General features: G+C 72.6%; 22 protein-coding genes and 2 pseudogenes. 5 read left to right on the top strand and 19 right to left on the bottom strand.

Annotated elements, in window-relative coordinates; genetic code table 11:
• Nucleotides 1-171: 171 nt before the first annotated feature.
• From kynU to BJ961_RS01115, 12 genes and pseudogenes are all read right to left on the bottom strand, one after another.
• Nucleotides 172-1,407 carry a kynureninase gene (kynU, locus tag BJ961_RS01170; RefSeq protein WP_271319451.1) on the bottom strand — a complete coding sequence of 412 codons (1,236 nt, stop codon included), beginning with the start codon at nt 1,405-1,407 and terminating at the stop codon, nt 172-174.
• The gene (locus tag BJ961_RS01165; RefSeq protein WP_271319450.1) at nt 1,400-2,215 is read right to left on the bottom strand and encodes a tryptophan 2,3-dioxygenase family protein; all 816 of its coding nucleotides are present in this window, start codon (nt 2,213-2,215) and stop codon (nt 1,400-1,402) included. Before BJ961_RS01165 ends, kynU begins: the two co-directional genes overlap by 8 nt.
• Nucleotides 2,216-2,363: 148 nt before the next feature.
• A complete protein-coding gene (locus tag BJ961_RS01160) occupies nt 2,364-2,777 on the bottom strand; it encodes a DUF3151 domain-containing protein (RefSeq protein ID WP_271319449.1) in 414 nt (137 codons plus the stop codon).
• A 204-nt stretch (nt 2,778-2,981) separates the two neighbouring features.
• Nucleotides 2,982-4,436 (bottom strand): MFS transporter, encoded by a 1,455-nt coding sequence (locus tag BJ961_RS01155; protein ID WP_271319448.1) that lies wholly within the window; start codon nt 4,434-4,436, stop codon nt 2,982-2,984.
• A 73-nt stretch (nt 4,437-4,509) separates the two neighbouring features.
• The gene (fbaA, locus tag BJ961_RS01150; RefSeq protein ID WP_271319447.1) at nt 4,510-5,541 is read right to left on the bottom strand and encodes a class II fructose-bisphosphate aldolase; all 1,032 of its coding nucleotides are present in this window, start codon (nt 5,539-5,541) and stop codon (nt 4,510-4,512) included.
• 164 nt (nt 5,542-5,705) lie between these two features.
• Nucleotides 5,706-6,278, bottom strand: a complete 573-nt coding sequence (pyrE, locus tag BJ961_RS01145) for an orotate phosphoribosyltransferase (protein WP_271319446.1) — start codon at nt 6,276-6,278, stop codon at nt 5,706-5,708.
• A 10-nt stretch (nt 6,279-6,288) separates the two neighbouring features.
• Nucleotides 6,289-7,095, bottom strand: coding sequence for an aldose epimerase family protein (locus tag BJ961_RS01140; RefSeq protein WP_271319445.1), 807 nt, complete (start codon nt 7,093-7,095; stop codon nt 6,289-6,291).
• A 51-nt stretch (nt 7,096-7,146) separates the two neighbouring features.
• Nucleotides 7,147-7,991: pseudogene (locus BJ961_RS01135) on the bottom strand (SRPBCC domain-containing protein).
• A 53-nt stretch (nt 7,992-8,044) separates the two neighbouring features.
• A complete protein-coding gene (locus BJ961_RS01130) occupies nt 8,045-8,755 on the bottom strand; it encodes a response regulator (RefSeq protein WP_271319444.1) in 711 nt (236 codons plus the stop codon).
• Nucleotides 8,752-9,912: a sensor histidine kinase gene (locus BJ961_RS01125; protein ID WP_328658528.1), complete on the bottom strand. Its 1,161-nt coding sequence runs from the start codon at nt 9,910-9,912 to the stop codon at nt 8,752-8,754. Before BJ961_RS01125 ends, BJ961_RS01130 begins: the two co-directional genes overlap by 4 nt.
• A gap of 251 nt (nt 9,913-10,163) precedes the next feature.
• Nucleotides 10,164-11,814: pseudogene (locus tag BJ961_RS01120) on the bottom strand (polyamine aminopropyltransferase).
• 97 nt (nt 11,815-11,911) lie between these two features.
• Nucleotides 11,912-12,448: a DUF2617 family protein gene (locus BJ961_RS01115; RefSeq protein WP_271319443.1), complete on the bottom strand. Its 537-nt coding sequence runs from the start codon at nt 12,446-12,448 to the stop codon at nt 11,912-11,914.
• A gap of 936 nt (nt 12,449-13,384) precedes the next feature.
• On the opposite strand from BJ961_RS01115, the gene BJ961_RS01110 reads away from it, so the two are divergent.
• Nucleotides 13,385-14,182, top strand: a complete 798-nt coding sequence (locus tag BJ961_RS01110) for a maleylpyruvate isomerase family mycothiol-dependent enzyme (protein WP_271319442.1) — start codon at nt 13,385-13,387, stop codon at nt 14,180-14,182.
• A 253-nt stretch (nt 14,183-14,435) separates the two neighbouring features.
• Nucleotides 14,436-15,626 (top strand): pyridoxal phosphate-dependent aminotransferase, encoded by a 1,191-nt coding sequence (locus BJ961_RS01105; RefSeq protein WP_271319441.1) that lies wholly within the window; start codon nt 14,436-14,438, stop codon nt 15,624-15,626.
• A 75-nt stretch (nt 15,627-15,701) separates the two neighbouring features.
• Here the strand turns inward: BJ961_RS01105 and BJ961_RS01100 are convergent, their stop codons facing one another.
• On the bottom strand, nt 15,702-16,256 hold the full coding sequence (locus tag BJ961_RS01100; protein WP_271319440.1) for a YbjN domain-containing protein: 555 nt from the start codon (nt 16,254-16,256) through the stop codon (nt 15,702-15,704).
• Nucleotides 16,257-16,396: 140 nt separating this feature from the next.
• On the opposite strand from BJ961_RS01100, the gene BJ961_RS01095 reads away from it, so the two are divergent.
• Nucleotides 16,397-16,921: a hypothetical protein gene (locus BJ961_RS01095; protein ID WP_271319439.1), complete on the top strand. Its 525-nt coding sequence runs from the start codon at nt 16,397-16,399 to the stop codon at nt 16,919-16,921.
• Between the two features lie 70 nt (nt 16,922-16,991).
• Here BJ961_RS01095 and clpB read toward each other — a convergent pair whose 3' ends face one another.
• Both clpB and BJ961_RS01085 read right to left on the bottom strand, forming a co-directional pair.
• The gene (gene clpB, locus BJ961_RS01090) at nt 16,992-19,589 is read right to left on the bottom strand and encodes an ATP-dependent chaperone ClpB (protein ID WP_271319438.1); all 2,598 of its coding nucleotides are present in this window, start codon (nt 19,587-19,589) and stop codon (nt 16,992-16,994) included.
• A 314-nt stretch (nt 19,590-19,903) separates the two neighbouring features.
• On the bottom strand, nt 19,904-20,239 hold the full coding sequence (locus BJ961_RS01085; RefSeq protein ID WP_271319437.1) for a Rieske (2Fe-2S) protein: 336 nt from the start codon (nt 20,237-20,239) through the stop codon (nt 19,904-19,906).
• A gap of 371 nt (nt 20,240-20,610) precedes the next feature.
• Here BJ961_RS01085 and BJ961_RS01080 point away from each other — a divergent pair, with 371 nt between their 5' ends.
• Nucleotides 20,611-21,555 carry a helix-turn-helix domain-containing protein gene (locus tag BJ961_RS01080; RefSeq protein ID WP_271319436.1) on the top strand — a complete coding sequence of 315 codons (945 nt, stop codon included), beginning with the start codon at nt 20,611-20,613 and terminating at the stop codon, nt 21,553-21,555.
• A gap of 22 nt (nt 21,556-21,577) precedes the next feature.
• The gene (locus tag BJ961_RS01075) at nt 21,578-22,570 is read left to right on the top strand and encodes a helix-turn-helix transcriptional regulator (protein ID WP_271319435.1); all 993 of its coding nucleotides are present in this window, start codon (nt 21,578-21,580) and stop codon (nt 22,568-22,570) included.
• Here the strand turns inward: BJ961_RS01075 and BJ961_RS01070 are convergent.
• From BJ961_RS01070 to dnaJ, 4 genes are all read right to left on the bottom strand, one after another.
• Nucleotides 22,533-23,570 (bottom strand): helix-turn-helix transcriptional regulator, encoded by a 1,038-nt coding sequence (locus BJ961_RS01070; protein ID WP_271319434.1) that lies wholly within the window; start codon nt 23,568-23,570, stop codon nt 22,533-22,535. The two genes, BJ961_RS01075 and BJ961_RS01070, sit on opposite strands and share 38 nt — an antisense overlap.
• A gap of 150 nt (nt 23,571-23,720) precedes the next feature.
• Nucleotides 23,721-24,839: a sugar ABC transporter substrate-binding protein gene (locus tag BJ961_RS01065; protein ID WP_271319433.1), complete on the bottom strand. Its 1,119-nt coding sequence runs from the start codon at nt 24,837-24,839 to the stop codon at nt 23,721-23,723.
• Between the two features lie 185 nt (nt 24,840-25,024).
• Nucleotides 25,025-25,480, bottom strand: coding sequence for a heat shock protein transcriptional repressor HspR (locus BJ961_RS01060; protein ID WP_271319432.1), 456 nt, complete (start codon nt 25,478-25,480; stop codon nt 25,025-25,027).
• Nucleotides 25,481-25,485: 5 nt separating this feature from the next.
• Nucleotides 25,486-26,688, bottom strand: a complete 1,203-nt coding sequence (dnaJ, locus tag BJ961_RS01055) for a molecular chaperone DnaJ (protein ID WP_271319431.1) — start codon at nt 26,686-26,688, stop codon at nt 25,486-25,488.
• Nucleotides 26,689-26,709: the final 21 nt, after the last annotated feature.

Raw genomic sequence — 26,709 nt, 5'->3', positions numbered from 1 at the left:
AACGGTGTTGGCGGACCCGGGGAATGAAATCGGCCGTTGGCGGGACGTTATCAGGCCGGTGACGTGCACGGACACGGGGATGTGACGCTGGGTGAGGGCCGGACGGTGAGGACCGGACGGTGAGGGCCGGGCGACTCGTCCGGCCCCCACCTCCCTGTTCCGGCCCGCGACTCAGCCGGCCAGCGTCCCGGCCAGCACCCGCGCCGCCCGCTCCACGTCCGCGAAACCCACGTACAGCGGGGTGAAGCCGAAGCGCAGCACGTCCGGGGCCCGGAAGTCCCCGACCACCCCGCGCTCGATCAGCCGCTTCATCACCTCGCCGGCGTCGTGGCAGCGCAGCGCGACCTGGCTGCCCCGCTCGGCGTGCGCCGCGGGGGTCACGGACTCCACGCGGCCGTCCGGGACGCACTCCTCGACGCAGCGCAGGAAGAAGTCGGTCAGCGCCAGGGACTTGGCCCGGACCGCCGTCACCGAGACCCCGTCCTCGTCCCACACGTCCAGCGCCGCCTCCAGGGCGAGCAGGGAGAGGATGTCCGGCGTACCGACCCTGCCGCGCGCCGCGCCGGAGGCCGGCGCGTAGTCGGACCGCATGCCGAAGGGCTCGGCGTGCGAGTTCCAGCCCGGTAGCGGGGAGTCGAAGCGGTGCTGGAGATCGCCGCGGACGTACAGGTAGGCGGGTGAGCCGGGTCCGCCGTTGAGGTACTTGTAGGTGCAGCCGACCGCCAGGTCGACGCCGTGCTCGTCGAGCCCGACCGGCAGCGCGCCCGCGCTGTGGCACAGGTCCCAGACGGCGTACGCCCCCGCCGCGTGCACGGCGGCCGTGAGCGCGGGCAGGTCGTGCAGCCGGCCCGTGCGGTAGTCGACGTGGTTCAGGAGGACCGCGGCGGTGCGGTCGCCCAGGGCGCCGGGGACCTCGGCCGGGCTCACGGGCCGCAGCGCGCACCCCGTCATCCGGGCCGCGGACTCGGCGACGTACCCGTCCGTGGGGAAGGTGGTGGCGTCGACCAGGATCTCGTCCCGGACGGGGCCCCCGTCCGCACCGTCCTCCTGCGCCATGCGCACCGCCGCGACGACCGCCTTGAAGACGTTGACGCTCGTGGAGTCGCCCACCACGATCTGCCCCGGCGCCGCGCCGACCAGCGGGGCGATCCGGTCGCCGATCCGCTCGGGCGCCGTCCACCAGCCGCTCTCCTCCCAGGACCGGATGCGCAGCTCACCCCACTGACGCCGTACGACGTCCTCCACGCGCGCGGGGACGTGCGCGGGGAGGGCGCCCAACGAGTTGCCGTCGAGGTACGTCACGTCGTCGAGGACGAACCGCGCGCGCACCGCGGCCAGCCCGTCGGCGGCGTCCAGTTCCGCCGCCTCGCTCACGAGGCCCGTCCGTTCAGAGATCGCCTCAGACATACGACCGCGCCGTCCACAGTTCGGGGAACACGTTGTTCCGGGCCCGCTTCTCCAGCCAGGCCACCCCGGCCGAGCCGCCCGTGCCCGTCTTGGAGCCCATCGCGCGGCGGGTGGCGACCAGGTGGTCGTTGCGCCAGCGCCACACCAGCTCGGCGACGTCGGTGAGGGCCTCGCCGAGGCGGGCCGGCTCGCTGTTCTGGTCACCGGAGTAGACGGCCGTCCAGGCGGCCTCCACCTCCGGGGCGGCCTCGTACTTCCGGGTGACGTCCCGCTGGAGCACGGCGTCGGGGATGTCGTACCCGAGCCGGGCGAGCAGCCGGACCACCTCGTCGTACAGGCTCGGCTCGTGCAGCGCCTTCTCCAGTTCCGCGTGGACGCGGGGGGCGCCGCGGTGCGGGACGAGCATGGACGCGGACTTGTCGCCGAGCAGGAACTCCAGGCGGCGGTACATCGCCGACTGGAAGCCGGAGCCCTCGCCGAGGGCGGACCGGTAGGAGTTGAACTGGGCCGGGGTGAGCTGCGCCAGCGGGGTCCAGGAGGCGTTGAGCGCCTCCAGCTCCCGCACCGAGCGCTTGAGCGCGTCGGTCGCCACCTGGATCCGGTCCTCGCGCAGGGCGCGGGCGGCGGTCTCCCATTCGTGGACGATGACGGTGAACCACAGCTCCATGACCTGGGTCGTGACCAGGAAGACCATCTCTCCGGGATCGTCGGAGAGGGTGTGCTGGAGGTGGGTGAGCACGTCCGCCTTGACGTAGTCCTCGTACGGCGTGCTGCCCTCGAAGTCGAGATTCGGGGCTTCGTGGGACATCGCTGTCTCCTGATGTGCACGGGTAGCGGTCCGCCCTGCCGTTACCGGCACGGGGCCCCGGTCCCCAACGGCATCCTCCGCAATGGTCGCAGGAAACCGCAAGGCCCGCCCGCGCACGGCGGACGGGCCCGGCGTCTCGAAGAGACGGTCAGCCCAGCACCTCGGCCGCGGACGGCGAGGAGTCCTTCAGGAACTGGCTGCAGCGCTCGTACTCCTCCTTCTCGCCGATCGCCTGGGCGGCGCGGGCGAGGGCGTGCAGGGCGCGCAGGAAGCCGCGGTTCGGCTCGTGCTCCCAGGGCACCGGCCCGTGCCCCTTCCAGCCGCTGCGGCGCAGGGCGTCCAGGCCGCGGTGGTAGCCCGTACGGGCGTACGCGTACGACTCCACGACGCCGCCCCGCTCGAACGCCTCGTCGGCCAGGCGGGCCCAGGCGAGCGAGGACGTCGGGTACTTCGCGGCGACGTCGGTGGGCGAGGTGCCGCCCGCGAGCAGCTCGCGCGGCCCGGGGTCGTCGGGGAGGTGGGTCGGGGGCGGTCCCCCGAGGAGGTTCTCGTGAATGGCCATGGGACAAGTCTGCGGTATCGCCGGAGGCGGCCGGGCGGGGCCACCCGTGCGGCGGGGTGGGGCGCGTTGCCGGGTACGGGTGCGCTGTGGTTGAGCACCCGGTTCCCCGCGCCCCTTGAGGGCGTCACCGGGGCGTCGGCCGGGGCGGTGCCCCGCGTTTCCTTCCGTGCGCGGTTCCCCGCGCCCCTTGGGAGCGGGGCCCTCCTACGTGGTGTGCTCCCCCTCCAGCGGGGGTGTCAGGACCGAGCCGTGGGTGCGGCACTCGGGGCGGGGGCAGTCCGGGGCCGGACGTCGGACCGTCGTGAAGGCGATCACGGAACCCGCCACCAGGACGCCCGCGCAGATCAGCATCGCCGGTCCGAACGCGTCGTCGAACGCCCGCGGCGACCGGTACGCCTCCTCCCCCATGCCGGTGAGCAGCGGCAGCGCGGCGACCGCGACGAGCCCCGCCGCACGGGCCGCCGCGTTGTTGACGCCGCTGGCGAGACCGGCGCGGGCGGTGTCCACGGCGGCCAGCACGCTCGCCGTCAACGGCGCGACCAGCGTGACCATGCCGAGGCCGAGCACCACCAGGGCGGGCAGCACGTCAGCGAGGTAGGACGCGCCCGGACCGACCCGCAGCATCAGGACCATCCCGGCCGCGCAGAGCAGCGGACCGACGGTGAGCTGGAGCCGCGGACCGAGACGCTCGGCGAGTTCACCGGAACGGGCGGAGAGCAGCAGCATCAGGACGGTGGTCGGCAGCAGGGCCGTACCGGCGGCCAGGGCCGACCAGCCGACGGCGACCTGGAACTGCAGCGCGGCGAGGAAGAAGAAGCCGCCGAAGGCCGCGTACACGCACAGCGTGACCACGTTGACCGCCGTGAACTGGCGGGAGGCGAAGACGTCCAGCGGCATCATCGGGTCCTTGCCGCGCCGCTCGACGACGACGAAGGCCACCGCGGCCGCCAGCCCCGCCACCGCGCTGAGCGCCACCGTCCAGGACGCCGTACGGGCCTCGATCAGCGCGTAGGTGAGCAGCGCGAGGGCGGCGGCGCCCAGCACCGCGCCGGCCACGTCGAACCGCGTGTGGGCGCGCTCGTCCGAGGACTCCGGTACGTGGCGCAGCGCGATCGGCGCGCACAGCAGCGCCAGCGGGACGTTGAGCAGGAACACCCAGCGCCAGCCGGCGCCGTCCACCAGCCAGCCCCCGAGGAACGGCCCCACCGCCGCGCCGACGCCCCCGAACCCCGACCACAGGCCGACCGCCCGGCCCCGGTCGTCGGCGTGGAAGGACGCCTGGATGAGCGCGAGCGAACCCGGGGTGAGGAGTGCCCCGCCGACGCCCTGGAGGGCGCGGGCCGCGATCAGGACCCCGGCGTTCGGGGCGAGACCGCACAGCAGGGACGCGGCGGCGAACCACAGCACGCCCAGGACGAAGATCCGGCGGCGGCCGAAGCGGTCGCCGAGGGCGCCGCCGAGGAGGATCAGCCCGGCCAGCGTGACCATGTAGGCGTTGACGGTCCACTGCAGGGCCGCGAGGTCCGCGCCGAGGTCGCGGCCGATGTGGGGCAGCGCGACGTTGACGACGGTCGAGTCCAGCAGGGCCATGCTGGAGCCGAGGACGGTGGTCAGCAGGATCCACTTGCCCTGCGGTGAGGACAGCCGGACATCGGGCATGCCCCCAGGTATACAGCGAGCCCGGCGCGCGCGGCGCCGGGCTCGTGGACGCGGTCGGGTGACCGCCGGAGAACTACTTGATCTTCGTGCCGGCGGACCGCAGGTGACCGCAGGCCTCGACGACGCGCGCGGCCATGCCGGCCTCGGCCAGCTTGCCCCAGGTGCGCGGGTCGTAGGTCTTCTTGTTGCCGACCTCGCCGTCGACCTTGAGGACGCCGTCGTAGTTGCTGAACATGTGGTCGGCGACGGGACGCGTGAACGCGTACTGGGTGTCCGTGTCGATGTTCATCTTGACCACGCCGTTCTCCAGCGCGGTCGCGATCTCCTCGGCGGAGGAGCCGGAACCGCCGTGGAAGACGAAGTCGAACGGCTTGCTGCCGGCCGGCCGGCCGTACTTCGACGCGATGCCCTCGTTCAGCTCCTTGAGCAGTTCGGGGCGGAGCACGACGTTGCCCGGCTTGTACACGCCGTGCACGTTGCCGAAGGACGCGGCGAGCAGGTAGCGGCCCTTCTCACCGAGGCCCAGGGCCTCGACGGTGCGGACCGCGTCGTCGACCGTCGTGTAGAGGGAGTCGTTGATCTCGTGGGAGACGCCGTCCTCCTCGCCGCCGGTCGGGGTGATCTCCACCTCGAGGATGATCTTGGCGGCGCGGGCGCGCTCCAGCAGCTCCTGGGCGACGGAGAGGTTGTCGGCCAGGGTCTCGGCCGAACCGTCCCACATGTGCGACTGGAAGAGCGGGTTGCGGCCGGCCTTCACGCGCTCCTCGGAGACCGCCAGCAGCGGACGGACGTAGCCGTCGAGCTTGTCCTTGGGGCAGTGGTCCGTGTGCAGGGCGACGGTGACGTCGTACTTCTCGGCGACGATGTGCGCGAACTCGGCGAGGGCGACGGCGCCGGTCACCATGTCCTTGTTGTGCTGGCCGCCCAGGAACTCGGCGCCGCCGGTGGACATCTGGATGATGCCGTCGCTCTCCGCCTCGGCGAAGCCGCGCAGGGCCGCGTGCAGCGTCTGGGAGGAGGTCACGTTGATGGCCGGGTAGGCGAACTTTCCTGCCTTCGCCCGGTCCAGCATCTCGTTGTAGACCTCGGGAGTTGCGATGGGCATCTGTCCGCTCCTTGTATGTGCGGGTGGGCGTGTTGTTGCTTATGGCCCTGACCTAGGACTGGGGGGCGACGTCATCGTCGGCCCCATCCTTCCAGACGGAACGGGAATACCCGAGCGGACCCCGGTCCCGTCTCGGCCCCTGGTCCTCCCTGGTGCCCCTGGTGTCAGTCCAGGCCCAGCTCGTCCTTGTCGTACGCGTATCGGTACGGCACTCCCGCGCCGTCCTGGATCTTCTCCGCGGCGCCCGTCGCCCGGTCGACGATCGTCAGGACGGCGACCACCTCGGCGCCGGCCTCGCGCACGGCCTCGACGGCGGTGAGCGGGGAGCCTCCGGTGGTGGAGGTGTCCTCGACGACCACGACGCGGCGGCCCTTGATCTCCGGGCCCTCGACGCGGCGCTGCAGCCCGTGCGCCTTGGCGGCCTTGCGCACGACGAACGCGTCCAGCCTGCGGCCCCGCGCGGCGGCGGCGTGCAGCATGCTCGCGGCGACCGGGTCGGCGCCCATGGTGAGCCCGCCCACCGCGTCGAACTCCAGGTCCGCGGCCAGGTCGAGGAGCACCTGCCCGACCAGGGGCGCGGCCTCGCCGTCGAGGGTGATGCGGCGCAGGTCGACGTAGTAGTCGGCCTCCAGACCCGAGGAGAGGGTCACCTTGCCGTGCACCACGGCCTTGTCCTTGATCTGCCGCAGCAGCTCGCCGCGTGTGCCTGGCGGCACTACTTCGTTGACATCCGTCATGTACGCCAGCTTAGAGGCGGCGCCAGGACCAGGTCGTCGTGGCCTCCAGCGGCTCCAGGGGCGTGACCAGGCGCGGGAGGGTGTTCAGGCCGTTGGGCGGCCCGGTCTGCGGTTCCACGCAGACGGCGGCCTCCTGCTCGTCGTACACCACGACCCACTGCTCCCGGCTGGCCACCTTCAGCTCCAGCCGCCCCGGCCAGGTGAGGGTGACGTCGACGCCGTCGGGCATGCCGAAGCAGTCGTCCCAGGGGCCGGGCTTCGGCTCGACGCGGTGGCCGGTGGGCAGGTGGTCGTCGCCGCGCTCCTCCTGCCAGGCCGGGTCGAAGGCGAGCGCGACGTCCGCGCCGTTCTCACCGTTCTCGCCGCCGAGGGTGCGGTTGAACCAGGGGTGCCAGCCGACCTGCGCCGGGAAGGACGAGTCGTACGTCTCCACGGACATCGTCAGCGTCAGCGCGTCCTCGGCGAGGGCGATCACCTGGGTGACGCGGCCGGTGTAGGGCCAGGGGTCGGCCAGGTCGTACGTGATGACGGCCTCGTCCGCGGTGACGCGGGCGGTGCGCCAGGCGGCGTCGCGGGCAGTGCCGTGGATGGCGTGCGGCGGGGAGTTGAGCGGCATCCGGTGGACGGCGGCGCCGTCGCTGAAGCGGCCGTCGCGGATGCGTCCGCACCAGGGGACCATCGGGAAGCAGCCGTAGCGCTCGCCCTGGCGGAGCAGTTCCGTGCCGCCGACGCGCAGCCCGCCGATCCGGCCGCCGTTGCCCGGCAGCACGGTCGCCTCCGCGTCACCCGCGGTCAGCGTGATGGGTTCGTTGCTCACCCCCCGACCCTACTGGGGCGATCAAGGGCGCCCCACCCGGCCGGCGGGCGTTCAGCGGCGTCTGCGCAGCGCGCGGCCCACCACGATCGCCGACGCCACGGCCAGCGCCGCCGCGGGTGCGGCCCAGCGCAGCGGGGCGCCGACCGCGCTCGCCTGCGGCGCGGGCACGGGGCGTACCGGCCGCGCGGCGGGGCGTGGTCCACCTCCTCGGCGCTGCGGCCGATCATCGTGCGGCGCGCGTGCGCGGCCTCGGCGGGGGGCTGGACGACCGGCTCCTCCCCGGTGCCCGGCACGTCCCCGGTGCCCGGCAGGGCCTCCTCCGGCGCGTCCTCGTCCTGCTCCCCGCTGTCGTCCGTGAGGGAGGACGGGGGGACCTCGGTGTCGAAGACGGTGGCGTGCCGGGTCTCGGGCTCCGTGTCCGTGCCCGTGTCTGTGTCTGTGTCCGGCTTCTGGGCGGGGGGTGCCTGCTCCGCCCGCGCCGCCGCGCCCAGGTTCTCCGCGAACCGGGTGAGCAGCCGCGTCGCGGCCGACCCCACCGACTCCGGCGGCAGCTCCGTGACCCGGCCGTCCGCGGTGGCCGTCCCCGTGAAGGTGAGGGTGGACCCGCCGTCGGCGTCGCCGGTGCGCAGGGTCAGGGCGAGCGTGACCGTGCCGGTGCCGCGGGACTCGGTGGCGTCGCCGTCGACGGCGTACGTGCCGTCCTCGCGCGCGGACAGGCGCAGGGTGCCGCGGTAGGTGATGGAGTGGCTGCCGATGCGCACCTTCAGCCGGCCCGCGACGGGCTCGGCACCGGCGTCCTGCTGGAGCCCCGGGACCGCCCGGGCGACCCGCGCGGGGTCGGCCAGCACGTCCCTGAGCCGCTCGGCCGGAACCGGAACGAACACCTCATGCTCCATGTCAGCGCAGCCTACCCAGCGGGCGCCCCTCGCACCCACCGGTCGGCACAAAGTCACCCGGCGCCCGCGCTCCCCGGCGTCACCAGTCCCGTCTCGTACGCCACGACGACCGCCTGGGCCCTGCTGGTCAGGCCCAGCTTGGTCATCGTGCGGTTGAGGTGGGTCTTCACCGTGGCCTCGCTGATGAACAGGCTGTCGGCGGCCTCGGCGTTGCTCAGGCCGCCGGCCACCAGTTTCAGGACCTCGGTCTCGCGGCCGGTCAGCGTCGTCAGCGCGGGCGGCGGGCCGTCGTCCGCGGGGCGTGTCCGTCCCGTGTCCGTCATCCGCGTGAACGCCTCCACCAGGCGCCGCGTGACCGCGGGGGCGAACAGCGCGTCGCCGCCGTGCACCGCGGTGACCGCGGCCAGCAGCCGTTCGGGGCCGGCGTCCTTGAGCAGGAAGCCGGAGGCGCCGGCCCGCAGGGCGCCGTACACGTACTCGTCGAGGTCGAAGGTGGTCAGGACGAGGACGCGGGGCGCGGGGTCCACCGCCTCGGTCAGGATCCGCTCGGTGGCCTGGATGCCGGTCATGCCGGGCATGCGGATGTCCATCAGGACGACGTCGGGCCGTGTCCGCGCGGCCAGCGCCACCGCTTCGGTGCCGTCGGCCGCCTCGCCGACGACCTCCATGCCGGGGGCGGCGCGCAGCAGGGTGGCGAGGCCGCTGCGGACGAGGAACTGGTCGTCGACGACGAGCAGTCGGATCGGGCGTTCTGCGTCGGTCATTCCCGGACGGCGTCTCCCCGGCGTGCGGCTTGTACCGGCGTCGGCAGGGTCAGGCGCACGCCGAATCCCCCCTCGCTGCGCGGGCCGACGACGATCGTCCCGCCGTAGAGCTTGGCCCTCTCCCGCATGCCGATCAAGCCGTGTCCGCCCCGCTCGGCGATTGTGTCCAAAACCGTCCCCCCGGCCGCCCCGCCGTCGGTCACCGACACCGCCACCTCGCCCGCGCGGTAGGCGAGTTCCACGGCGGCGTCCGCGCCGGGCGCGTGCTTGAGCACGTTGGTGAGGGCCTCCTGCACCACCCGGTAGACGCACAGCTGGACGCCGGGCGGCAGGGGGCGCGGGGTGCCCGTGACGGTCAGCTCGACACCGACTCCGCCGGTGCGCACCCGGGTGACCATCTCGTCGAGCTGTCCGAGGCCGGGCGCGGGAGCGCCGTCCGCGCCCTGGACGCCGTCGGCACGCAGCAGGCCGAGCATGCGGCGCAGTTCGGCCAGGGCCTCGCCGCTGGCGCCCTCGATGGTGTCCAGGGCGTCACGTGCGGTGCGGGTGTCGGAGTGGAAGACGAAACGGGCCAGTCCGGCCTGGACGTTGATGACGGCGATGTGGTGGGCGACCACGTCGTGCAGTTCACGGGCGATCCGCACCCGTTCCTCGGCGACCTCGCGCCGGGCCCGGTCGGCCTGTTCGGCCCGGAGCCGGCGGGTGAGTTCACCGGTCCGGCGGGCCACGTACCCGAACCGGCACAGCACCAGCGGGAAGCCCACGGCCTGCCCCACCACCGAGGCCATCGACCCGGTGCCGCTGAGTGCCCCGGCGTAGATCCAGACCCCCGCGAGCAGGGCGGCGCAGGCGGCCGCGGTGCGGGTGGGACGCAGGGAGGCGACGGTGTACACGGCGAGCATGGGGCCGAAGGAGCCGACGACGGGCCAGTAGCCGAGGGTGACGTAGACGGCCCAGCAGGCGTGGACGGCGAGGCAGACGGTGACGGGGGCGCGGGTGCGCAGGACGAGGGGGAGGGTCAGCAGGGCGACGAGGGTCCAGGCGAGGGGGTCGAGCGCGGGCCACCCCTGGGTGACGGCCTCGGTGCCGAGCAGTACGGCAACGGTCGTCAGCGCCGCGGCGATCAGACCGTCGGCCGCCAGGGGGTGCAGGCGCATTCCCGCAGCGTAGGTCCGCCGCCCGGCGTCGGCGTCATCCTTCCGCCGTACCGCGGAAGTTGCAGGAACCGGGCGTCTACCGCGCCGGGTGGGCTCCGCTCTCCACCCACCGCCGGATTCCGGGACGGTCGGGACGGCCGTAGGTTCTCGGTGCGAGCGATCCGCAGGGGGGTGTGGCGGTCCGTCCCGTACCCGGGGGAGGGCCGGGCCGCCGCACGGGGGGATCGCGGTCGCCGCACCCGGGGCCGGGCTCAGTACCGCGGGTGCACCAGCGTCGAGGGCGGCAGCCCGGGGAGCCGGGCACGGGAGGCGTCCCGGACGGCCCGGGCCAGGGACCCGGGCGTGAGGGTGTGCGGGCGGGGGCCGCCGGGTCGAGGCGCGGGACGGGGGCCGTACGGGCGGCCAGGAGGAACCCCCAGCCGCGGGGGCGCGAAGCTCGGCGGCCGGACCTCCGGGGCCCGCCGCCGAACCGTCGTCGCGGGCGCCGACGCGGTAGGCGACGGCGGGCAGGCCGGCCGCGCGGAGGGTGGCGTCCACCGTCCAGAAGTCCCGGGAAGGTGCCGAGACCGGCCCGGCGTGGACCGCCAGCCGCCCGTCGGGGGCGAGCACTCGCCGCAGGAGGCCGTAGAACTCCTGCGAGTACAGCTTCGTACTGGCCGTCATGCCCGGGTCGGGCAGGTCCGAGACCACCACGTCGTACGTCGCGGAGGGCGTCGAGCGCAGTCGGTGGAACGCGTCCCCCGTGCTCACGTGGACGCGCGCGTCGCCGTAGGCGTCCTCGTTGAGGGCGGACAGGCCCGGGTCCCGCCGGGCCAGGCGGGCGAGCCCGGGGTCGGGCACCAGGACGTCGACTCGGCGCACGCCCAGATGGCGCAGCACCTCCCGCACGGCGAGGCCGTCGCCGCCGCCGAGGATCAGCACGCGCGCGTGCGGGCCGCTCATGGCGGGGTGCACCAGCGCCTCGTGGTACAGCCGCTCGTCGCTGCCGCTGACCCGCAGCCGCCCGTCCAGGAACAGGGCGAGGGGACGGCCGTCGGTGTCGCCGGTGAGGACCACTTCCTGCACGTCGGTGCGCACCGCCACGCGGACGTCCTGGCCGTAGACGGCATGCCGGGCGGCGCGCTCGAAGTCGTCGGCGAGGACGGTCGCCGTGGCGAGCAGGGCGAGGACGACGGCGTTGGCGGTCAGCAGCAGCCAGCGGGCCCGGCGGCTCAGGTCGCGCCGGAACAGGCCGAGGACCAGCGCGGCACCGACGACCGCGTTGACGGTGCCGGTGAGGAGCGCGCCGGTGAGCTGCCCGAGGAAGGGCAGCAGCACGAAGGGGAAGGCGAGGCCGCCGACGAGCGCGCCGACGTAGTCCGCGGCGAACAGGTCGGCGACGGCGCCGCCCGGGTCCTGGCGGCGGACGCGCTGGATCAGCTCCATGAGCAGCGGCACCTCGGCGCCGATCAGCACCCCGATCGTGAGCGAGAAGGCGACCAGCAGCACGCGCGGGCCGTCGGCCCACAGGCCGCCCCAGCCACCGGTCCAGGCGAAGACCGCGTACAGCGCCATCGCGCTGGACCCGCCGACGAGCGCGAGGGCGGCCTCGAGCGCGCCGAAGCCGGCCGCCGCGAGACGGCGCAGCCGTTTGGCGGCGAGCGAGCCGAGGCCCATCGCGAAGACCATGACGGACAGGACGACGGACGCCTGGGTGACGGAGTCGCCGATCAGGTACGAGGCGAGCGCGACGAGTTCCAGCTCGTACACGAGCCCGCAGGCCGCGCACACGAACACACCGGCCAGTACCAGGAAGCGCCCGACGGCCGGCCGGACGGGCAGCCGCGCGGGCGCTTCGGGACCGCAGGGGCCGCCCCAGGACGGCGGGGAGCCGGGCGGGGCGGGGGCGTGCGGTTCGATCACGGGGTGACGTTACGTCACTCCAGCACTGCGCTTCGTCACCCACACGTGTGAAATTCGGGGCCTGTCGGGCATCGCAGGTTTATCCGCCTCTCACCGCTCACCCCACGGACGCGCCGAGCCGGGGCGCCGGTACGCGCACGCCCACCCGGGTCCGGGTCGCCACCAGCTGGCCGTCCTGCGGGTAGGCGTGCCAGGTCCGCCAGAGGACCTGCCCCTCGTGCCGCTGGGCCAGCAGTGCGGTGAAGGCGTGCGGACTGCCGGGGAAGACGCCGGCCAGCCCGTGCGGGTGGTCGGCGACCAGGGCGAGCAGTTCCTGGGCGCGGCCGGCGAAGGAGCCCGGCGTCAGCACCTCCACGCGGGCGGCGAACTCGTACTCCCAGTCGCCCACCCGCTTGGCGACGCCGAGCGGGAGGGGGGTGCTGCTGCCGGGGATGCACGCCACCGTCTCCGAGCAGCTGCCCCGCTCCTCCTCGAGCAGGACTTGGTGGGAGGCCCCCAGGAGCCTCAGCTGGAGTTTCGCGTCCGTCAGTTCGACGTCGAGACAGGCGAGCGCGGGCAAGGGCTCACGCCCGAGGGCCCAGGCCAGGTCTGCGGCGCGCGTGTCGGTGTAGGCGGTTTTCAGGGTCGTGAGCATGGATCGGCTCCGCAAGCACACAAGGAGAGGAAGGTGTGGGGCCTGCGCATCCCGGTCACTGCCGGGGATGCGGCCCGCTCAGCCCAGTCGGCCGGTCAGGAGGGGGGTCAACAGGTCGTCCGAGGAGCTGCGTTGGTGATGGAGAGGGAATCATGAACTGTGGTGCCGCCACAGCGTTTTTACCCAACTTCGTGGCGTTTCCATCCCTCAGGGGGCTCCACAGCTCAACTGTTCAACCATGGCGCACACCCCGCCCGAACGGCGTGCGCCGGTGTGTGGGAGCGCCCACCGGGTTCACGGCCCGGCGGGCGCTCTTCGTGGGGACGCGGGACCCGGCCCCAGGAGCGGGCCCCGTGAGGGGATGCGTTTCCCCCTGGCCGGAGCTCAGCTGCCCCGTGTCAGCTGCCTCCGCCGCATCCGCCGCCCCCTCCCCCGCAGGACGACCCGCCTCCGCAGGAAGAGCCGCCGCCGCAGGAGTGGCCCGAGTGGTGTCCGCCCGAGGACGAGCCGTCCCCGCCCCCGTCCCCGGCCCACCAACTGCCGCCGCTTCCGCCGCTGTCGCCGCCCCCGCCGGTCCAGCCGGACTTCCTGCCGCCCCTCGCCCGAACGGGGCGGGGGGCACGCCGGCCCACCACGAACAGCCTGATCAACAGGGCTGCGGCCAAGATCAGGATGACGCCTGCGATCATGGCTCCACCCTCCTTCCGTTTCCGGGCCCGTGCCCGGAAGGTCCCCCGAAGCAATCCCCCGTCGGATGCCTCGCTGCGTATGGATCACGTCGTGAAGCTCGTTGCGTGAACGGGGGATGCCCACCGGCGCCGCGCGGCAAAGCAGAGTTGAGCAACTTCTGAGGGTCCTCCGACAAGACCGTGCACGCGCCGCCCCGGCCGTGAAAATCGCTGTCCGACGGCCGGAACACGGTGGTAGAGAGTCCGGGTGACGACAACACTCGCGTTCCCCGTCCTGCTCCGGCTGATCGACGAACGGTCGCGCGCCTTCCGCGCCGCGGTCGCCTCCGCGCCCGACCTCGACGTACAGGTGCCGACCTGCCCCGAGTGGACGCTGTTCGATCTGGCGCGGCACATCGGCGAGGGGCGCCGCGACTGGGCCGCCACCGTCGCCGCGGGGCCCGCCGAGGCCAAGTCCGCGGCGGAGGGCGCCCCGGCCGCGCCCCGGGAGCGCGAGGCGCTGTCGGCCTGGCTGGCGGAGTCCACGGAGCGGCTGCTGGACGCGCTGCGGAAGGCCGGCCCGGACCGCGGGTGCTGGACGTGGTGGGGTTCGTCCCAGTCGCCGCGGACCAGCGGCGCCGTCGCCCGGCACCAGCTCCAGCAGCTCACGGTGCACACCTACGACGCCCAGGTCGCCGTGGGTGCCCCGGAGCCGCTGCCGGACGAGGCGGCGCTCGACGGTGTCGAGGAGTTCCTGTCGACCTGCGTCGCGACGACGAGTGCCTGGCCGCACGAGCCCAGCGCGTTCGACTTCCACGCCGCCGAGGGCCGCTCCTGGCGCCTCACGGTCGACGGCGACGGGGCACGCTGCACCCGTGTCGCCGCGCCCGGCACGACGCCGGACGCCGCCGAGGACGGGGTTCCGGACGCGGCCGGCGTCTCCGTGCACGGCACGGCCGGTGAGCTGGTCCTCTTCGTGTACGACCGCATCCCGGCGGGCTCCGTGCGGATCGAGGGGGACGCGGGCCTGTTCGACCTGCTCCGCGCGTGGGAGCCGGAGGAGTAGGACCGGTGCCGGGGGCGCCGGGGGGGGTGCCCGGGCGGAGCCGCGCCCGAGCCGTGCGAGGGCGGTCGGCCAGGGCCGACGACGGCCGACGACGACGGACGTCGACCGGCCACGCCCAGGACCGTCGACCGGCCACGCCCAGGACCGTCGACCGGCCACCCCACGTCGGAGGGGGTGCCCGGAGCGCCGGCGCGGGCGGCCGGGGCCGACGGCGGGTTGAGGAACCCCCGATCCTCGGCGCAGGATGACCGCCATGACCTCGATGAGCTCCAGCGCCCGCCCCCTCCTGAACCGCCGGCTCGCGGAGTTCGGGACGACGATCTTCGCCGAGATGTCCGCCCTGGCGGTGACGACCGGGGCGATCAACCTCGGTCAGGGGTTCCCGGACACCGACGGCCCCGAGGAGGTCCGGGAGGCCGCCGTACGGGCGTTGCGCGACGGGCGCGGCAACCAGTACCCGCCGGGCCCCGGCGTCCCGGAGCTGCGCGCCGCCGTCGCCGACCACCAGCGGCGCCGCTACGGCCTGTCCTACGATCCCGACACCGAGGTGCTGGTCACCGCCGGCGCCACGGAGGCCATCGCCGCCGCCCTGCTGGCCCTGCTGGAGCCCGGCGACGAGGTCGTCGCCCTGGAGCCGTACTACGACTCGTACGCGGCCTGCATCGCGATGGCGGGCGGTACGCGCGTGCCCGTGACGCTGCGCCCGCACGAGGGCACGTTCCGGCTGGACCTGGACGAGCTGCGCGACGCGGTCACCGACCGCACCCGTCTGCTGCTGCTGAACACCCCGCACAACCCGACGGGCACGGTCCTGACCCGGGACGAGCTGGCGGCGATCGCCGAGCTGGCCGTGGAGCGGGACCTGCTGGTGGTGACCGACGAGGTGTACGAGCACCTGGTCTTCGACGGCGCCGAGCACATCCCGCCGGCGTCCTTCCCGGGCATGCGCGAGCGCACGGTGACCATCGGGTCGGCCGGCAAGACGTTCTCGTTCACGGGCTGGAAGGTCGGCTGGATCACCGCCGCGCCCGCCCTGGTCACGGCGGTCCGCTCGGCCAAGCAGTACCTGACGTACGTGGCCTCGGGGCCCTTCCAGTACGCGGTCGCCGAGGCGCTCGCGCTGCCGGAGTCGTACTTCGCCGCCTACCGGCGGGACATGGAGGCCAAGCGGGACCTGCTGGCGACGGGACTGGCCGAGGCGGGCTTCGGCGTGTTCCGCCCCTCCGGGACGTACTTCGTCACCACCGACATCCGTCCGCTCGGCGAGAGCGACGGCTTCGCCTTCTGCCGTTCCCTGCCCGAGCGCGCCGGTGTCGTCGCCGTCCCCAACGCGGTCTTCTACGACCACCGGGAGGCGGGCGCCCCCTTCGTACGGTTCGCGTTCTGCAAGCAGGTGCCGGTGCTGAAGGAGGCAGTGCGGCGGCTGGGGGCCCTGGCGGGGTGAGCGGGGCGGCACACGGGAGAGCCCGGCTCCGGAACGCCGGGGCCGGGCTCTCGCGCGTGGTGCCGCGGGGGAGGGCTACTCGCCGTCCTCGCCGTCCTTGCCGTCCTCGTCGGACGGCTTCTCCGACTCGTTGACGTCCTGCTCCAGGCCGAGCTGCTCCACGAGCCACCGGTCGAACTCGATGGCGGCGCGGACCCAGCTGACCGTCGAGGAGACGAAGTGCTCCAGGCTGACGCCCATGCCGATCAGCATCTGCGCCTCGCCGATCAGGCGGACCGTGCCGTCGTCGTGGGTGTGGGAGTACACCTTGGGCCACAGGGTGCGCCGGTTCCAGTCGTCGACCGACTCCAGCAGCTGGGGCTTCTCGTCGATCTGGTGGGGCCGGTCGTAGAACGTCCGCACCGAGAAGACCTGCTGGTCCCCCTCGCCGCGGAACATGAAGTACGTACGGAACTGCTCCCACGGCGCCGCGAGGTCGCCCTCGTCGTCGACGACGTACTTCAGCTCCATCTGTTCGAGGAGCTGCTTCACAAGATCCTGATCCGGGACGACGGGGCCCGCCGGTCCTTGGGGCTGCGGCTCGGGCTGCTTGCCCCCGAAGTTCGGAATCGAGGACGGGTCGATGCTCACCGTGAATTTCCCTTCGTACGGATTCCGGCCATCCTCCCCCATGCGGGGAGGGGCGTGGCAAGCCCGCCGTGGGCCTGTCAGCCCTGGGCTGACATGATCCGGCCGGTCGGGTGGACCGGCGGAGCGGACGGGGGCGGGGCATGAAGCGGGCACGGGGTACGGCGGCGGGTTGTGGGAGCGGCGAGGACCCGACCCGGGGACGGACCAGGTGGTGGCTGTTCGCGGGCCTGGTGTCCCTGGCAACACTGGTGCTGCTCCCTGTCCTGGTCGTCCTGGTGGGCGTCCTCCTGTCCGAGTCCGACGACCGGGCCGACGGACGGGAACCGGACCAGGTGCCCTGCTCCGAGGCGCTGGGCTTCGGCGGGGCCGCACTGCCGGACGGCGCGCGTCCGGTCGGGGCGTGCACGCACCAGGCATTCCTGGACACCCACTACGGCGCCGCCTTCCGCATGCCCCGGACGGGTGTCCGGGAGTGGCTGGCGCACACCTACCCCGAGGCTCCCGCACCCGCCGGGACGTACTGCCCGGACGGCGCCGATCTGTGTCTGGATCTGAGCTACGGGCAGGGCCTGCCGGACGGTGTGGAGGCCCATGTCGTGCAGGTGCGGGTGGTCCACGAGGACGCCGGGACGGCGCTGGTGCGGTTCGCGTCGTTCACGCTGTGACGCACGCGCGGCCCGCCGCCCCGGAGGGTGACGGGCCGCGCGTGCCGCACCGGGGCGCCGCACCGGCGGGCTACAGCGTCTTGCCGGTGGCCGGTCCCACGATCAGGTCGTCGCCGACGCGGTCCACGCGGACCGCGTCGCCGTCCTTGATCTCGCCGGACAGGATCTCCCGGGCCAGCCGGTCGCCGATCGCGGTCTGGACGAGGCGGCGCAGCGGGCGGGCGCCGTACGCCGGGTCGTTGCCCTCCCGCGCCAGCCAGGCGAGGGCCTCGTCGGTGACGTCCAGGGTGAGGCGGCGTTCGGCGAGCCGCCGGGCCAGGCCGTTGATCTGCAGCCGTGCGATGCGGCTCAGCTCCTCCACGCTGAGCGCCGAGAAGACCACCAGGTCGTCGAGCCGGTTGAGGAACTCCGGCTTGAAGGAGGCCCGGACCACGTCCAGGACCTGCTGCTTCTTCTCCGCCTCACCGGTGGTCGGGTCGACGAGGTACTGGCTGCCCAGGTTGGAGGTGAGCACCAGGATGGTGTTGCGGAAGTCGACGGTGCGGCCCTGCCCGTCGGTGAGGCGCCCGTCGTCCAGCACCTGGAGCAGGATGTCGAAGACCTCGGGGTGCGCCTTCTCCACCTCGTCGAGCAGCACGACGGTGTACGGCCGCCGCCGCACGGCCTCGGTGAGCTGGCCGCCCTCCTCGTAGCCGACGTACCCGGGAGGGGCGCCGACCAGCCGGGCGACGCTGTGCTTCTCGCTGTACTCCGACATGTCGATGCGGACCATGGCCCGCTCGTCGTCGAAGAGGAAGTCGGCGAGCGCCTTGGCCAGCTCGGTCTTGCCGACGCCGGTGGGGCCCAGGAAGAGGAACGACCCGGTGGGCCGGTCGGGGTCGGCGATCCCGGCGCGGGAGCGGCGTACGGCGTCGGAGACGGCCCGTACGGCCTCGGTCTGGCCGATGAGCCGCTTGCCCAGCTCGTCCTCCATGCGCAGCAGCTTCTGCGTCTCGCCCTCCAGGAGGCGCCCGGCGGGGATGCCGGTCCAGGAGGCGACGACGTCCGCGATGTCGTCGGCGCCGACCTCCTCCTTGACCATGGTGTCGCGGGCGACCTCTTCCTCGGCCTCGGAGGCGGCCTCCAGGTCGCGCTCCAGGGTCGGGATCTCGCCGTAGAGCAGTTTGCTGGCGGTGTCGAAGTCGCCGTCTCGCTGGGCGCGTTCGGCCTGTCCGCGCAGTTCGTCGAGCTTCTCCTTCAGCTCGCCGACGCGGTTGAGGGACTTCTTCTCCTTCTCCCAGCGGGCGTTGAGGCCGCGCAGCTCCTCCTCCTTGTCGGCGAGGTCGCGCCGCAGCCGCTCCAGGCGTTCGAGCGAGGCGGCGTCGGTCTCCTTGCCGATGGCCAGCTCCTCCATCTTCAGCCGGTCCACGGCGCGCTGGAGTTCGTCGATCTCGACGGGCGACGAGTCGATCTCCATGCGCAGCCGGGACGCGGCCTCGTCGACGAGGTCGATGGCCTTGTCGGGCAGGAAGCGGGAGGTGATGTACCGGTCGGAGAGGGTGGCGGCGGCCACCAGCGCGCTGTCGGCGATCTGCACCTTGTGGTGGGCCTCGTAGCGGCCCTTGAGCCCGCGCAGGATCGCGATGGAGTCCTCGACGGTCGGCTCGGCGACCAGCACCTGCTGGAAGCGCCGCTCCAGGGCGGGGTCCTTCTCGATCCGCTCCCGGTACTCGTCCAGGGTCGTCGCGCCGACCATGCGCAGTTCGCCGCGCGCGAGCATCGGCTTGAGCATGTTCCCGGCGTCCATGGCGGAGTCCCCGCCGGCGCCGGCGCCGACGACGGTGTGCAGCTCGTCGATGAAGGTGACGATCTGCCCGTCGGAGTCCTTGATCTCGGCGAGGACGGTCTTCAGCCGCTCCTCGAACTCACCGCGGTACTTGGCGCCGGCGACCATGGCGCCCAGGTCGAGCGAGACCAGCCGCTTGTCCTTCAGCGACTCGGGCACGTCCCCCTTGACGATCCGCTGGGCGAGCCCCTCGACGACGGCGGTCTTGCCGACACCGGGCTCACCGATGAGGACCGGGTTGTTCTTGGTCCGCCGGCTGAGCACCTGGACCACCCGCCGGATCTCCTGGTCGCGCCCGATGACGGGGTCGAGCTTCCCGTCCCGCGCGGCGGCGGTGAGGTCGGTACCGAACTTCTCCAGGGCCTTGTACTGGCCCTCGGGGTCGGGCGTGGTCACCCGGCGCCCTCCCCTCGCCTTGCGGAAGGCCTCCTGCAGCTTCTTCGCACTGGCTCCCTGCCCCTCCAGTACCTCACCGGCCGCGCCGCCCTTCGCGGCGATGCCGAGGAGCAGGTGCTCGGTGGAGAGGTACTCGTCCCCGAGGTCCTTGGCGCGTGCCTGGGCGTCGGCGACCACGGCGAGCATCTCACGGCTGGGTTGCGGCGGCGCGACGGTGGACCCCGTCACGCTGGGCTGCCCGGCCACGATGCGCTCGGCGCCGGTGCGCACGGCGGCGAGGTCGGCCTCGACGGCGGCGAGCAGGTCGGTGATGTTCTCGTTATCTTGCCCCTGGAGCAGAGCCAGCAGCAGGTGGGCGGGGGTGAGGTCGGCGTTCCCCTCGGTCACGGCCCGGTTGCTGGCCGCGTTGATCGCGTCCCGGCTCCGGTTGGTCAGCTCGGCGTCCACGTGCTGGCTCTCCTCCTCGCGTAGTGCTGACTCGTAGCGCTGACTCGTCCAGCGTACACAAAGTTGAGTCGGTTCCACTCAAGGGAGAAGTCGCATGTTCTGCCGGGAGAGGTCGCACGTCTCCGCCGGGAGGCGTCGGGGCGAGGGGCGGGAGCCGGACCGTGCCCGCACGAGTACCTTTTCGGCCAGTCGCGGAACCGGCCGGTGTCGCGGGATGTCCGCACATGCGACAGCGGCGTCACCGTGTTCAGGTCACGGTGACGCCGCTGCCGGGGGGAAGCACCTGAGCGATCTGTTGCGACGGGGGAATCGCGTCAGGCACTGCGGGGGGTGGCCGAGATGGTCCTCACTTCGGGGATCTCCGGCTGTTCGAGCCGGTGGTCCCGCTGGTCCAGGTTCACAAAGATCATTCCGTACCGGATGGCACACCGCACGGGCTGCGGCGCCCCCCGAGGCCGCCGCAGACACCGGTACGCCCGCACGTCGCCGTCCTCGTCCAGCGTGACGACGACCGGCTCGCCGAAGACGGTCACCATCAGGGAGTCACCGGCGTGCGGAATCGCGGTGATCAGGTCGATGAAGTGCCAGCCAGAGCGGTAGGCGGTGGCCATTTCTCGACGGAAGGAGCGGTCGTCGGGTGGAGTCGTCATCAGTCAGCCCCAAGTGCTGTCGTCTGCACCGAGGGGAGTGGGTGCCGCACTGGACACGGTCGAGGCGACCGTGGTGGCAGCCATTCCCCAGGTGCTGTCCGCCTTCGTCTCCTTCTCGCCGGACAGACCAGTCAGCGCACCGACGGCCAGGACGGCGGAGAAGGCGGCAGCAAGCACCGAGCGAAGCAATGTGTTGCGCATAATCGGCTTCGTCCTCACTTGAAGGTCCCCTCTTCCCCCGTCGAACAAGACGATGGCTCATATGGGCACGTCATGGCCACACAATCAGTGCATCATGTTCCTGCATGTTCAGGACCCTGGGGGGTGTAGATTTGACAACGAATCGGACTAAAGCGCCACATCCCCATGCGATGTCCGAACTGTGCGAGGAGGGCAGTCGCCTCTATTCGGCAGCTCTGCGCATCGGACGTGTGGCACGGCAGGACGCCGAAGCCGTACCATGCCTGACCGAGTTCGCCCTCCTGCACCCTGATCCGGACGACGCGAACTGGCTGCGTCCCGTGCCGCCGTCGGTGGCCCTGGCCCAGCGGCTCAACTCGATCGAGCGGGAGATCGCCGAACGCCGGCGCATGTCGATCGAACTGGCCGACGCCTTCGAACCCTTCCTCACCCTCGGCGCACACGCCACCACGAACACGCACTCGATCTCGGTCCTCGAGGGACTCGACCGCATCAACGGCGCGCTCGATCTGGCCACGTCCGAGTGCCGGTCGGAGATGCTCACCGTCCAGCCGAGCAGCCGTCGCCTCGAACACACGCTGCTCCAGGGGCTGGAGCGCGACCGGCCGCTGCTCGACCGCGGAGTACGGATCAGGACCCTCTACCAGCACACCGCCCGGTACAGCCCGGAGACCCTGGGGTACGTGTCCCAGTTCTCCGACGGCAAGGTCGAGTACCGGACGATCGACGAACTGGTGGAACGCCTCATCATCTGCGACGAGTCCGTCGCCTTCATTCCCACCCGCGACGACCGTCAGGTGGCTCTGGAACTCCGCCACCCCGGCCTCGTCCGGTACCTGATCAAGGTCTTCGAGTTCATGTGGTCCCGCGCGGTGCCGCTGAGCACCGGCGCCCCCTACGAGACCGCGCCCGACGGGATCACGGAGATCCAGCACTCGATCGCCAAACTGCTCGTCGAAGGACACGTGGACGAGGCCATCGCCCGCCGCCTGGGCATGAACGTGCGAACCTGCCGGGCGCACATAGCCAAGCTGGCTCAGGCCCTCGGCAGCGGCAGCCGCGCCCAACTGGGCTATCTCATAGCCCAGTCCGGGATCCTGGAGCAGGACGACTGATACGCCGACCGGAGGCCCCCGCATGACGGCAGAGGCGCGCGCGCCGCACACCGAGCACGGTCCCGACGAACTGTGCCCCGCGGGAACGCTGCTGTACCAACGCGCGTTGGACGAAGGACAGATCACGGTGGCGGAGGCCACCGCGACGCCCTGCCTGCTCGACTTCGGGCTCCTGCAGCCCTCCCTCGACGCCCCGGACCGGCTCGGGCCCGTACCGCCGGCCGTCGCACTGCACCGGTTGCTGCGTACGTCCCAGGAGCGCATCGCCGACGAGCGCCGCCGGGAGGAGCGGCTGACCGAGACCTTCGCACCGCTCCTGCGCACCGCGTCGCAGTCGACCGGCGGGGAGGCCGCCACGCTCAGGCTGCTCAGCGGCAAGGAGCGCATCGACCGGACCATAGGCGAGGTCATGGCCGTGGCCACCGACCAGGTACTGACGATCCAGCCCCACAGCACGCACATCGGTCCGCACCCCCGCGTCCACGAGGCGGCGTTGGCACGCGACCAGGCGCTCCTGGACCGCGGCGGCCGCATCCGGACCCTCTACCAGCACACGCTGCGCCACGCCCCCACCGTGCTCGCCCGCTACGAGCTGCTGCGCGGCGACGTGGAGGCCCGCACCCTCGACGAGGTCACCGAACGCCTCATCGTCGTGGACCACTCGGTCGCCTACATACCGGCCAAGGCCGACCGCACCATGGCCCTCGAAGTCCGCCACCCCGCCCTCATCGCCTACTTCGTCAACACCTTCGACCGCCTCTGGCACCTCGCCACCCCGATGCACCCGCGCGCCGTCCACCAGCCCACCCTCGACGGCATCACCCCGCGCCAACGCGCCATAGCGGCCCTCCTCACCGAAGGGCACACCGACACCGACATCGCCGACCGCCTCGGCATGAACGTCCGCACCGCACGCGTCCACATCGCCAAACTCGCCGCCACCCTCGGCAGCGAGAGCCGGGCTCAGCTCGGGTTCCTCATCGGGCGGTCGGGGATTCTCGACCGGGAAGGATGACGGAGGCCGGCCCGGTGCGCGGGGAGCCGTCCAGGCCCGCCTGGGCGATGCGCACCCCCAACTGGGTACGGCTGGCCGCGCCCAGGGTCTCCGAGAGGCGGGCGATGTGCGCGCGGGCCGTGCGGACGCTGATGCCCAGCCGCTCCGCGATCACCGCGTCCTGGTGGCCCTCCGCGAGGAGCGCGGCGATGGACTGCTCGCGAAGCGAGATGCCCTCGATGCCGGTGGCGGGGAGCGGGGCCGTCAGGGGGATCGCCAGGCGCCACAGGCGTTCGAAGACCGTGCCGAGGTAGCCGACCAGCGCGGGGTGGCGCAGTTCCAGGGCCATCGTGCGGTCGGTGTTGGCGGGGACGAAGGCGACCGTGCGGTCGAAGAGGATGAGCCGGTCGATGACCTCGTCCAGCGTCCGGGCCTCCACCGCGTCGCCCATCAGCTCCAGGTAGTTGAGCAGGCCCTGCCCGTGCCGGGCCACGTGCGTGTACAGGTCCCGCATCCGCACCCCGCGCCCGCGCAGCGCCAGCGCCCGGTGCAGCCCCTCGGACAGCTCCGCCTCGCGCCTGATGCCGCCGGGCTGGACGGTGAGGACCTCCGTCGTGCAGGCCTGCGTCGCCTCGTCCATCGCGGCCTGGATGCGGGAGAGCCCGTCGAGGACCCGGATCGCCGTGCTCTCCGTGCCGGCCGGGGTCCGGAGCAGCCGGCCGAGGCCCGCGTACCGCTCGAAGGCCTCCACCGCGGACCCCACCCGCCGCTGGCTGGCGCTGACCTCGTCGTGGACGCCGCGCAGCAGCCGCGTCATGACCTCCTGCGGGGAGGTCGGCACCAGCCAGTCCATGTCGTCCGGGTCGGGGTGCAGCAGGGCCAGTTCCAGGAGGCAGGGCACCGGCTCGGCGTCCTGGCGCGGCACCCGGCCGCGGCGTACGGCCCGGGAGTACACGCGGTCCCCGGCCGCGCACAGCCGGTCGGCCCCGTGCGGGTGCTCCTGAGCCACGTGCCCGGCCATCGCCCATCCCACCCCCGGTTCCGGCTCTTCCGGAGCGCAACTATGCGCGGCCGGGACCGGCTCCGCAACACGGCTCGACCCGGGGCGGGCGGCTGAATACGCCGGTTGCGACCGGAATGCCCGGGCGGTCCGACCAGGGCCCGTGCCGGGCTACTTCAGCCCGATCTTCGCGCACGCCTCCGCGTACTTGGCGGTGCAGATGTCGGTGACCTTGAAGAAGCCCTCCGCGACGACCGTCTCCTCGATGTTGCTCTGGGTGAGGGCGACGACGGGGACCAGCTGGGCCGGGATGCCCTTCTGGGTGGGGCTGTCGACCTTGTCGCGGGCCAGCGCGTCGAACTGGATGTCCCGGCCCTGGACCCGGGCCACGGCCATCTCCGCGGCGTTCTCGGCCTCCTGCGGGTAGGACTTGTACACGCTCATGTACTGCTCGCCGGTCACGATCCGCTGCACCGCGGCGAGTTCCGCGTCCTGGCCGGTGATCGGCGGCAGGTCGGTGACGCCCGCGTCCTCCAGGGCCTTGATGACGCCGCCCGCCATGCCGTCGTTGGCGGAGTAGACGCCCGCGATGTTCTTCTTGCCGATCTTCTCGATCGCCTCGGTCATGTTCGCCTCGGCGTTCTCCGGCTTCCAGTCCTTGGTGTCGAAGGACTGGGCGATCGTCACCTTGCCGTTCAGCTCCGACAGCGCGCCCGCCTTGAACTGCTTGGCGTTCGGGTCGGTGGACGAGCCGTTCATCATGACGATCTTGTCGGAGCCGGACGACTTGTCGCCCAGCGCCTCGACCAGGGAGCGGCCCTGGACCTCGCCGACCAGCTCGTTGTCGAAGGAGATGTAGGCGTCGATCGGGCCCTCGGCCAGCCGGTCGTAGGCGATGACGGGGATGCCGGCGTCCTTCGCCTTCTGCACGCCGTCCGCGATGGCGTGCGCGTCGACGGCGTCCAGCACGATCACGTCGACCTTGTCGTCGACCATCTGCTGCATCTGCTGGGCCTGCTTGGCGGCGCTGGCCTCGGCGTTGGCGTACTTGACGTCGCCCTCGTCGCGCGTGAGGTCGCCGATCTTCGCCTTGAAGAAGGGGTAGTCGAACTGCTCGTAGCGCGTGTTCTCCTTCTCCGGGAGCAGCAGGCCGACCGTGATGTCGTTGCCCTTGGTGGGACTCGCCTCGTCGCTGCTCTCCGACGCGCCCAGCACACCGCAGGAGGCCAGCGAGAAGGTCATCAGGGACGCGGCCACGGATATGGCGGTACGACGGGCACGGCTGCTCACTGCGCTTACCTTCCGACACACGGGTGTTGTTGGTGACCCAGGTGACCCAGGTGAACGAAGCCAACGCTGTCTTCACCAAATCGTCAAGAAGTACTAGACCAATGAGACAGCACCGTTGTGAACAAGCCCCGGAGGACGCGTTCGTCCTCCGGGGCCTGCGATGCCGTTTTCCCTTGTGCCGCCTGTCAGTCCGAGGCCTGGCCGTGCCGCTTGGGCCGCCAGACCACCAGGGCGCTGGTCTGCTGTACCTCTTGGTAGGGGACCAGGTCACGGCGGTACGACGCGTGCACCGCCGCCTCCCGTTGACGCATCGCCGTCGCCGCGCCGTCGAGGGCGTCGGCCAGCTCGGCCGCCCTGGCCTGGAGCGCGGCGACCTGGTTCTCCAGTTCGATGATGCGCTTGATTCCGGCCAGGTTGATGCCCTCGTCCTGCGACAACTGCTGCACCTGTCGGAGCAGGTCGATGTCGCGGGCCGAGTAGCGGCGGCCGCGGCCCGCCGTGCGGTCGGGGGAGACCAGGCCGAGGCGGTCGTACTGGCGCAGGGTCTGCGGGTGCAGGCCGGAGAGCTGGGCCGCCACCGAGATGACGTAGACCGGGGTGTCCTCGGTCAGTTCATACGGGTTGCGTCGACGACCGTCCATTCCCGTCAAGCTCCCTTCGCGGCCTGGAACAACTCCGCCCGCGGATCCTCGTCCGCGGTCGCCTCGCGATACGCCTCCAGCGCGTCACGAGCCTTCCCCGTCAGGTCCTTCGGAACACTCACCTCCACGGTGACCAGAAGGTCGCCGCGGGTGCCGTCCTTGCGGACCGCGCCCTTGCCCCTGGCCCGCATGGTGCGCCCGTTGGGGGTGCCCGGGGGCAGCTTCAGGGTGACGGGCGGACCGCCCAGGGTGGGGACCCGCACCTCGCCGCCGAGGGCCGCCTCGGCGTAGGTGACGGGGACGGTGACGGTGAGGTTGTCGCCCCTGCGGCCGAAGACGGGGTGGTCCTTGACGTGGACGACCACGTACAGGTCGCCCGCCGGGCCGCCCCGCTCGCCCGGTGTGCCCTTGCCGCGCAGCCGGATGCGCTGCCCGTCCGACACCCCGGCGGGGATGCGGACCTGCATCGTCCGCGAGGACTTGGCGCGTCCGGAGCCCTTGCAGACGTCGCAGGGGTCCTCGGCGATCAGACCGCGGCCCTTGCAGTCCGGGCACGGGTCGGTCAGCGAGAAGCCGCCGCCCGAGCCCCGGGCGACCTGGCCGGTGCCGACGCAGGTCGGGCACACGCGCGGCGTGCCGTTCTTGTCGCCGGTGCCGGAACAGGCCTTGCAGGGCGCCTGCGAGGACATCCTGAGCGGCACGGTCGCGCCCTCGATGGCCTCGGTGAAGCTCAGGGTGACCTCGGACTCGATGTCCTGCCCGCGCCGCGGCTGCGTACGCGTGCCGGTGCCCGGGCCACCGCCGGTGCGGTTGAACAGGCCCCCGAAGACGTCGCCGAGCCCGCCGCCGAAGCCGCCTGCGCCACCCTGCCCTCCCCCGCCGCCCTGGGCGCCGCCTCCGAAGAGGTCGCCCAGGTCGAAGTTGAAGGTGCCGCCGCCGCCCGCGCCCGGCCCCGGGCGGAATCCGCCGTTGCCGAAGAGGGAGCGGGCCTCGTCGTACTCCTTGCGCTTCTTGGGGTCACCGAGGATGTCGTTGGCCTCGGAGATCTCCTTGAAGCGCTCCTCCGCCCTGACGTTCCCCTTGTTGGCGTCCGGGTGGTTCTCGCGGGCGAGCTTCCGGTACGCCTTCTTGATCTCGGCCTCGGTGGCGTCCTTGGGGACGCCGAGGACCTTGTAGTAGTCCTTCTCGATGAAGTCCTTGGTGCTCATCCCCGACGTCCCTCCTTCCCG

It is taken from the genome of Streptomyces lienomycini (genome assembly GCF_027947595.1).
GTDB lineage: Bacteria > Actinomycetota > Actinomycetes > Streptomycetales > Streptomycetaceae > Streptomyces > Streptomyces lienomycini.
The sequence above is the reverse complement of the archived record's forward strand: the minus strand, read 5'-3'. Positions and strand labels throughout refer to the sequence as shown.

Excerpts from the sequence above, each read along its gene's own strand:
- BJ961_RS01165 (WP_271319450.1), bottom strand. The coding sequence starts at position 2,215 with ATGTCCCACGAAGCCCCGAATCTCGACTTCGAGGGCAGCACGCCGTAC.
- BJ961_RS01095 (WP_271319439.1), top strand. The coding sequence starts at position 16,397 with ATGAAGCGGGCACGGGGTACGGCGGCGGGTTGTGGGAGCGGCGAGGAC.
- BJ961_RS01160 (WP_271319449.1), bottom strand. The coding sequence starts at position 2,777 with ATGGCCATTCACGAGAACCTCCTCGGGGGACCGCCCCCGACCCACCTC.
- BJ961_RS01105 (WP_271319441.1), top strand. The coding sequence starts at position 14,436 with ATGACCTCGATGAGCTCCAGCGCCCGCCCCCTCCTGAACCGCCGGCTC.
- pyrE (WP_271319446.1), bottom strand. The coding sequence starts at position 6,278 with ATGACGGATGTCAACGAAGTAGTGCCGCCAGGCACACGCGGCGAGCTG.
- BJ961_RS01130 (WP_271319444.1), bottom strand. The coding sequence starts at position 8,755 with ATGACCGACGCAGAACGCCCGATCCGACTGCTCGTCGTCGACGACCAG.
- BJ961_RS01125 (WP_328658528.1), bottom strand. The coding sequence starts at position 9,912 with ATGCGCCTGCACCCCCTGGCGGCCGACGGTCTGATCGCCGCGGCGCTG.
- BJ961_RS01075 (WP_271319435.1), top strand. The coding sequence starts at position 21,578 with ATGACGGCAGAGGCGCGCGCGCCGCACACCGAGCACGGTCCCGACGAA.
- BJ961_RS01115 (WP_271319443.1), bottom strand. The coding sequence starts at position 12,448 with ATGCTCACGACCCTGAAAACCGCCTACACCGACACGCGCGCCGCAGAC.
- BJ961_RS01080 (WP_271319436.1), top strand. The coding sequence starts at position 20,611 with ATGTCCGAACTGTGCGAGGAGGGCAGTCGCCTCTATTCGGCAGCTCTG.
- kynU (WP_271319451.1), bottom strand. The coding sequence starts at position 1,407 with ATGTCTGAGGCGATCTCTGAACGGACGGGCCTCGTGAGCGAGGCGGCG.
- BJ961_RS01060 (WP_271319432.1), bottom strand. The coding sequence starts at position 25,480 with ATGGACGGTCGTCGACGCAACCCGTATGAACTGACCGAGGACACCCCG.
- fbaA (WP_271319447.1), bottom strand. The coding sequence starts at position 5,541 with ATGCCCATCGCAACTCCCGAGGTCTACAACGAGATGCTGGACCGGGCG.
- BJ961_RS01070 (WP_271319434.1), bottom strand. The coding sequence starts at position 23,570 with ATGGCCGGGCACGTGGCTCAGGAGCACCCGCACGGGGCCGACCGGCTG.
- BJ961_RS01085 (WP_271319437.1), bottom strand. The coding sequence starts at position 20,239 with ATGACGACTCCACCCGACGACCGCTCCTTCCGTCGAGAAATGGCCACC.
- BJ961_RS01155 (WP_271319448.1), bottom strand. The coding sequence starts at position 4,436 with ATGCCCGATGTCCGGCTGTCCTCACCGCAGGGCAAGTGGATCCTGCTG.
- dnaJ (WP_271319431.1), bottom strand. The coding sequence starts at position 26,688 with ATGAGCACCAAGGACTTCATCGAGAAGGACTACTACAAGGTCCTCGGC.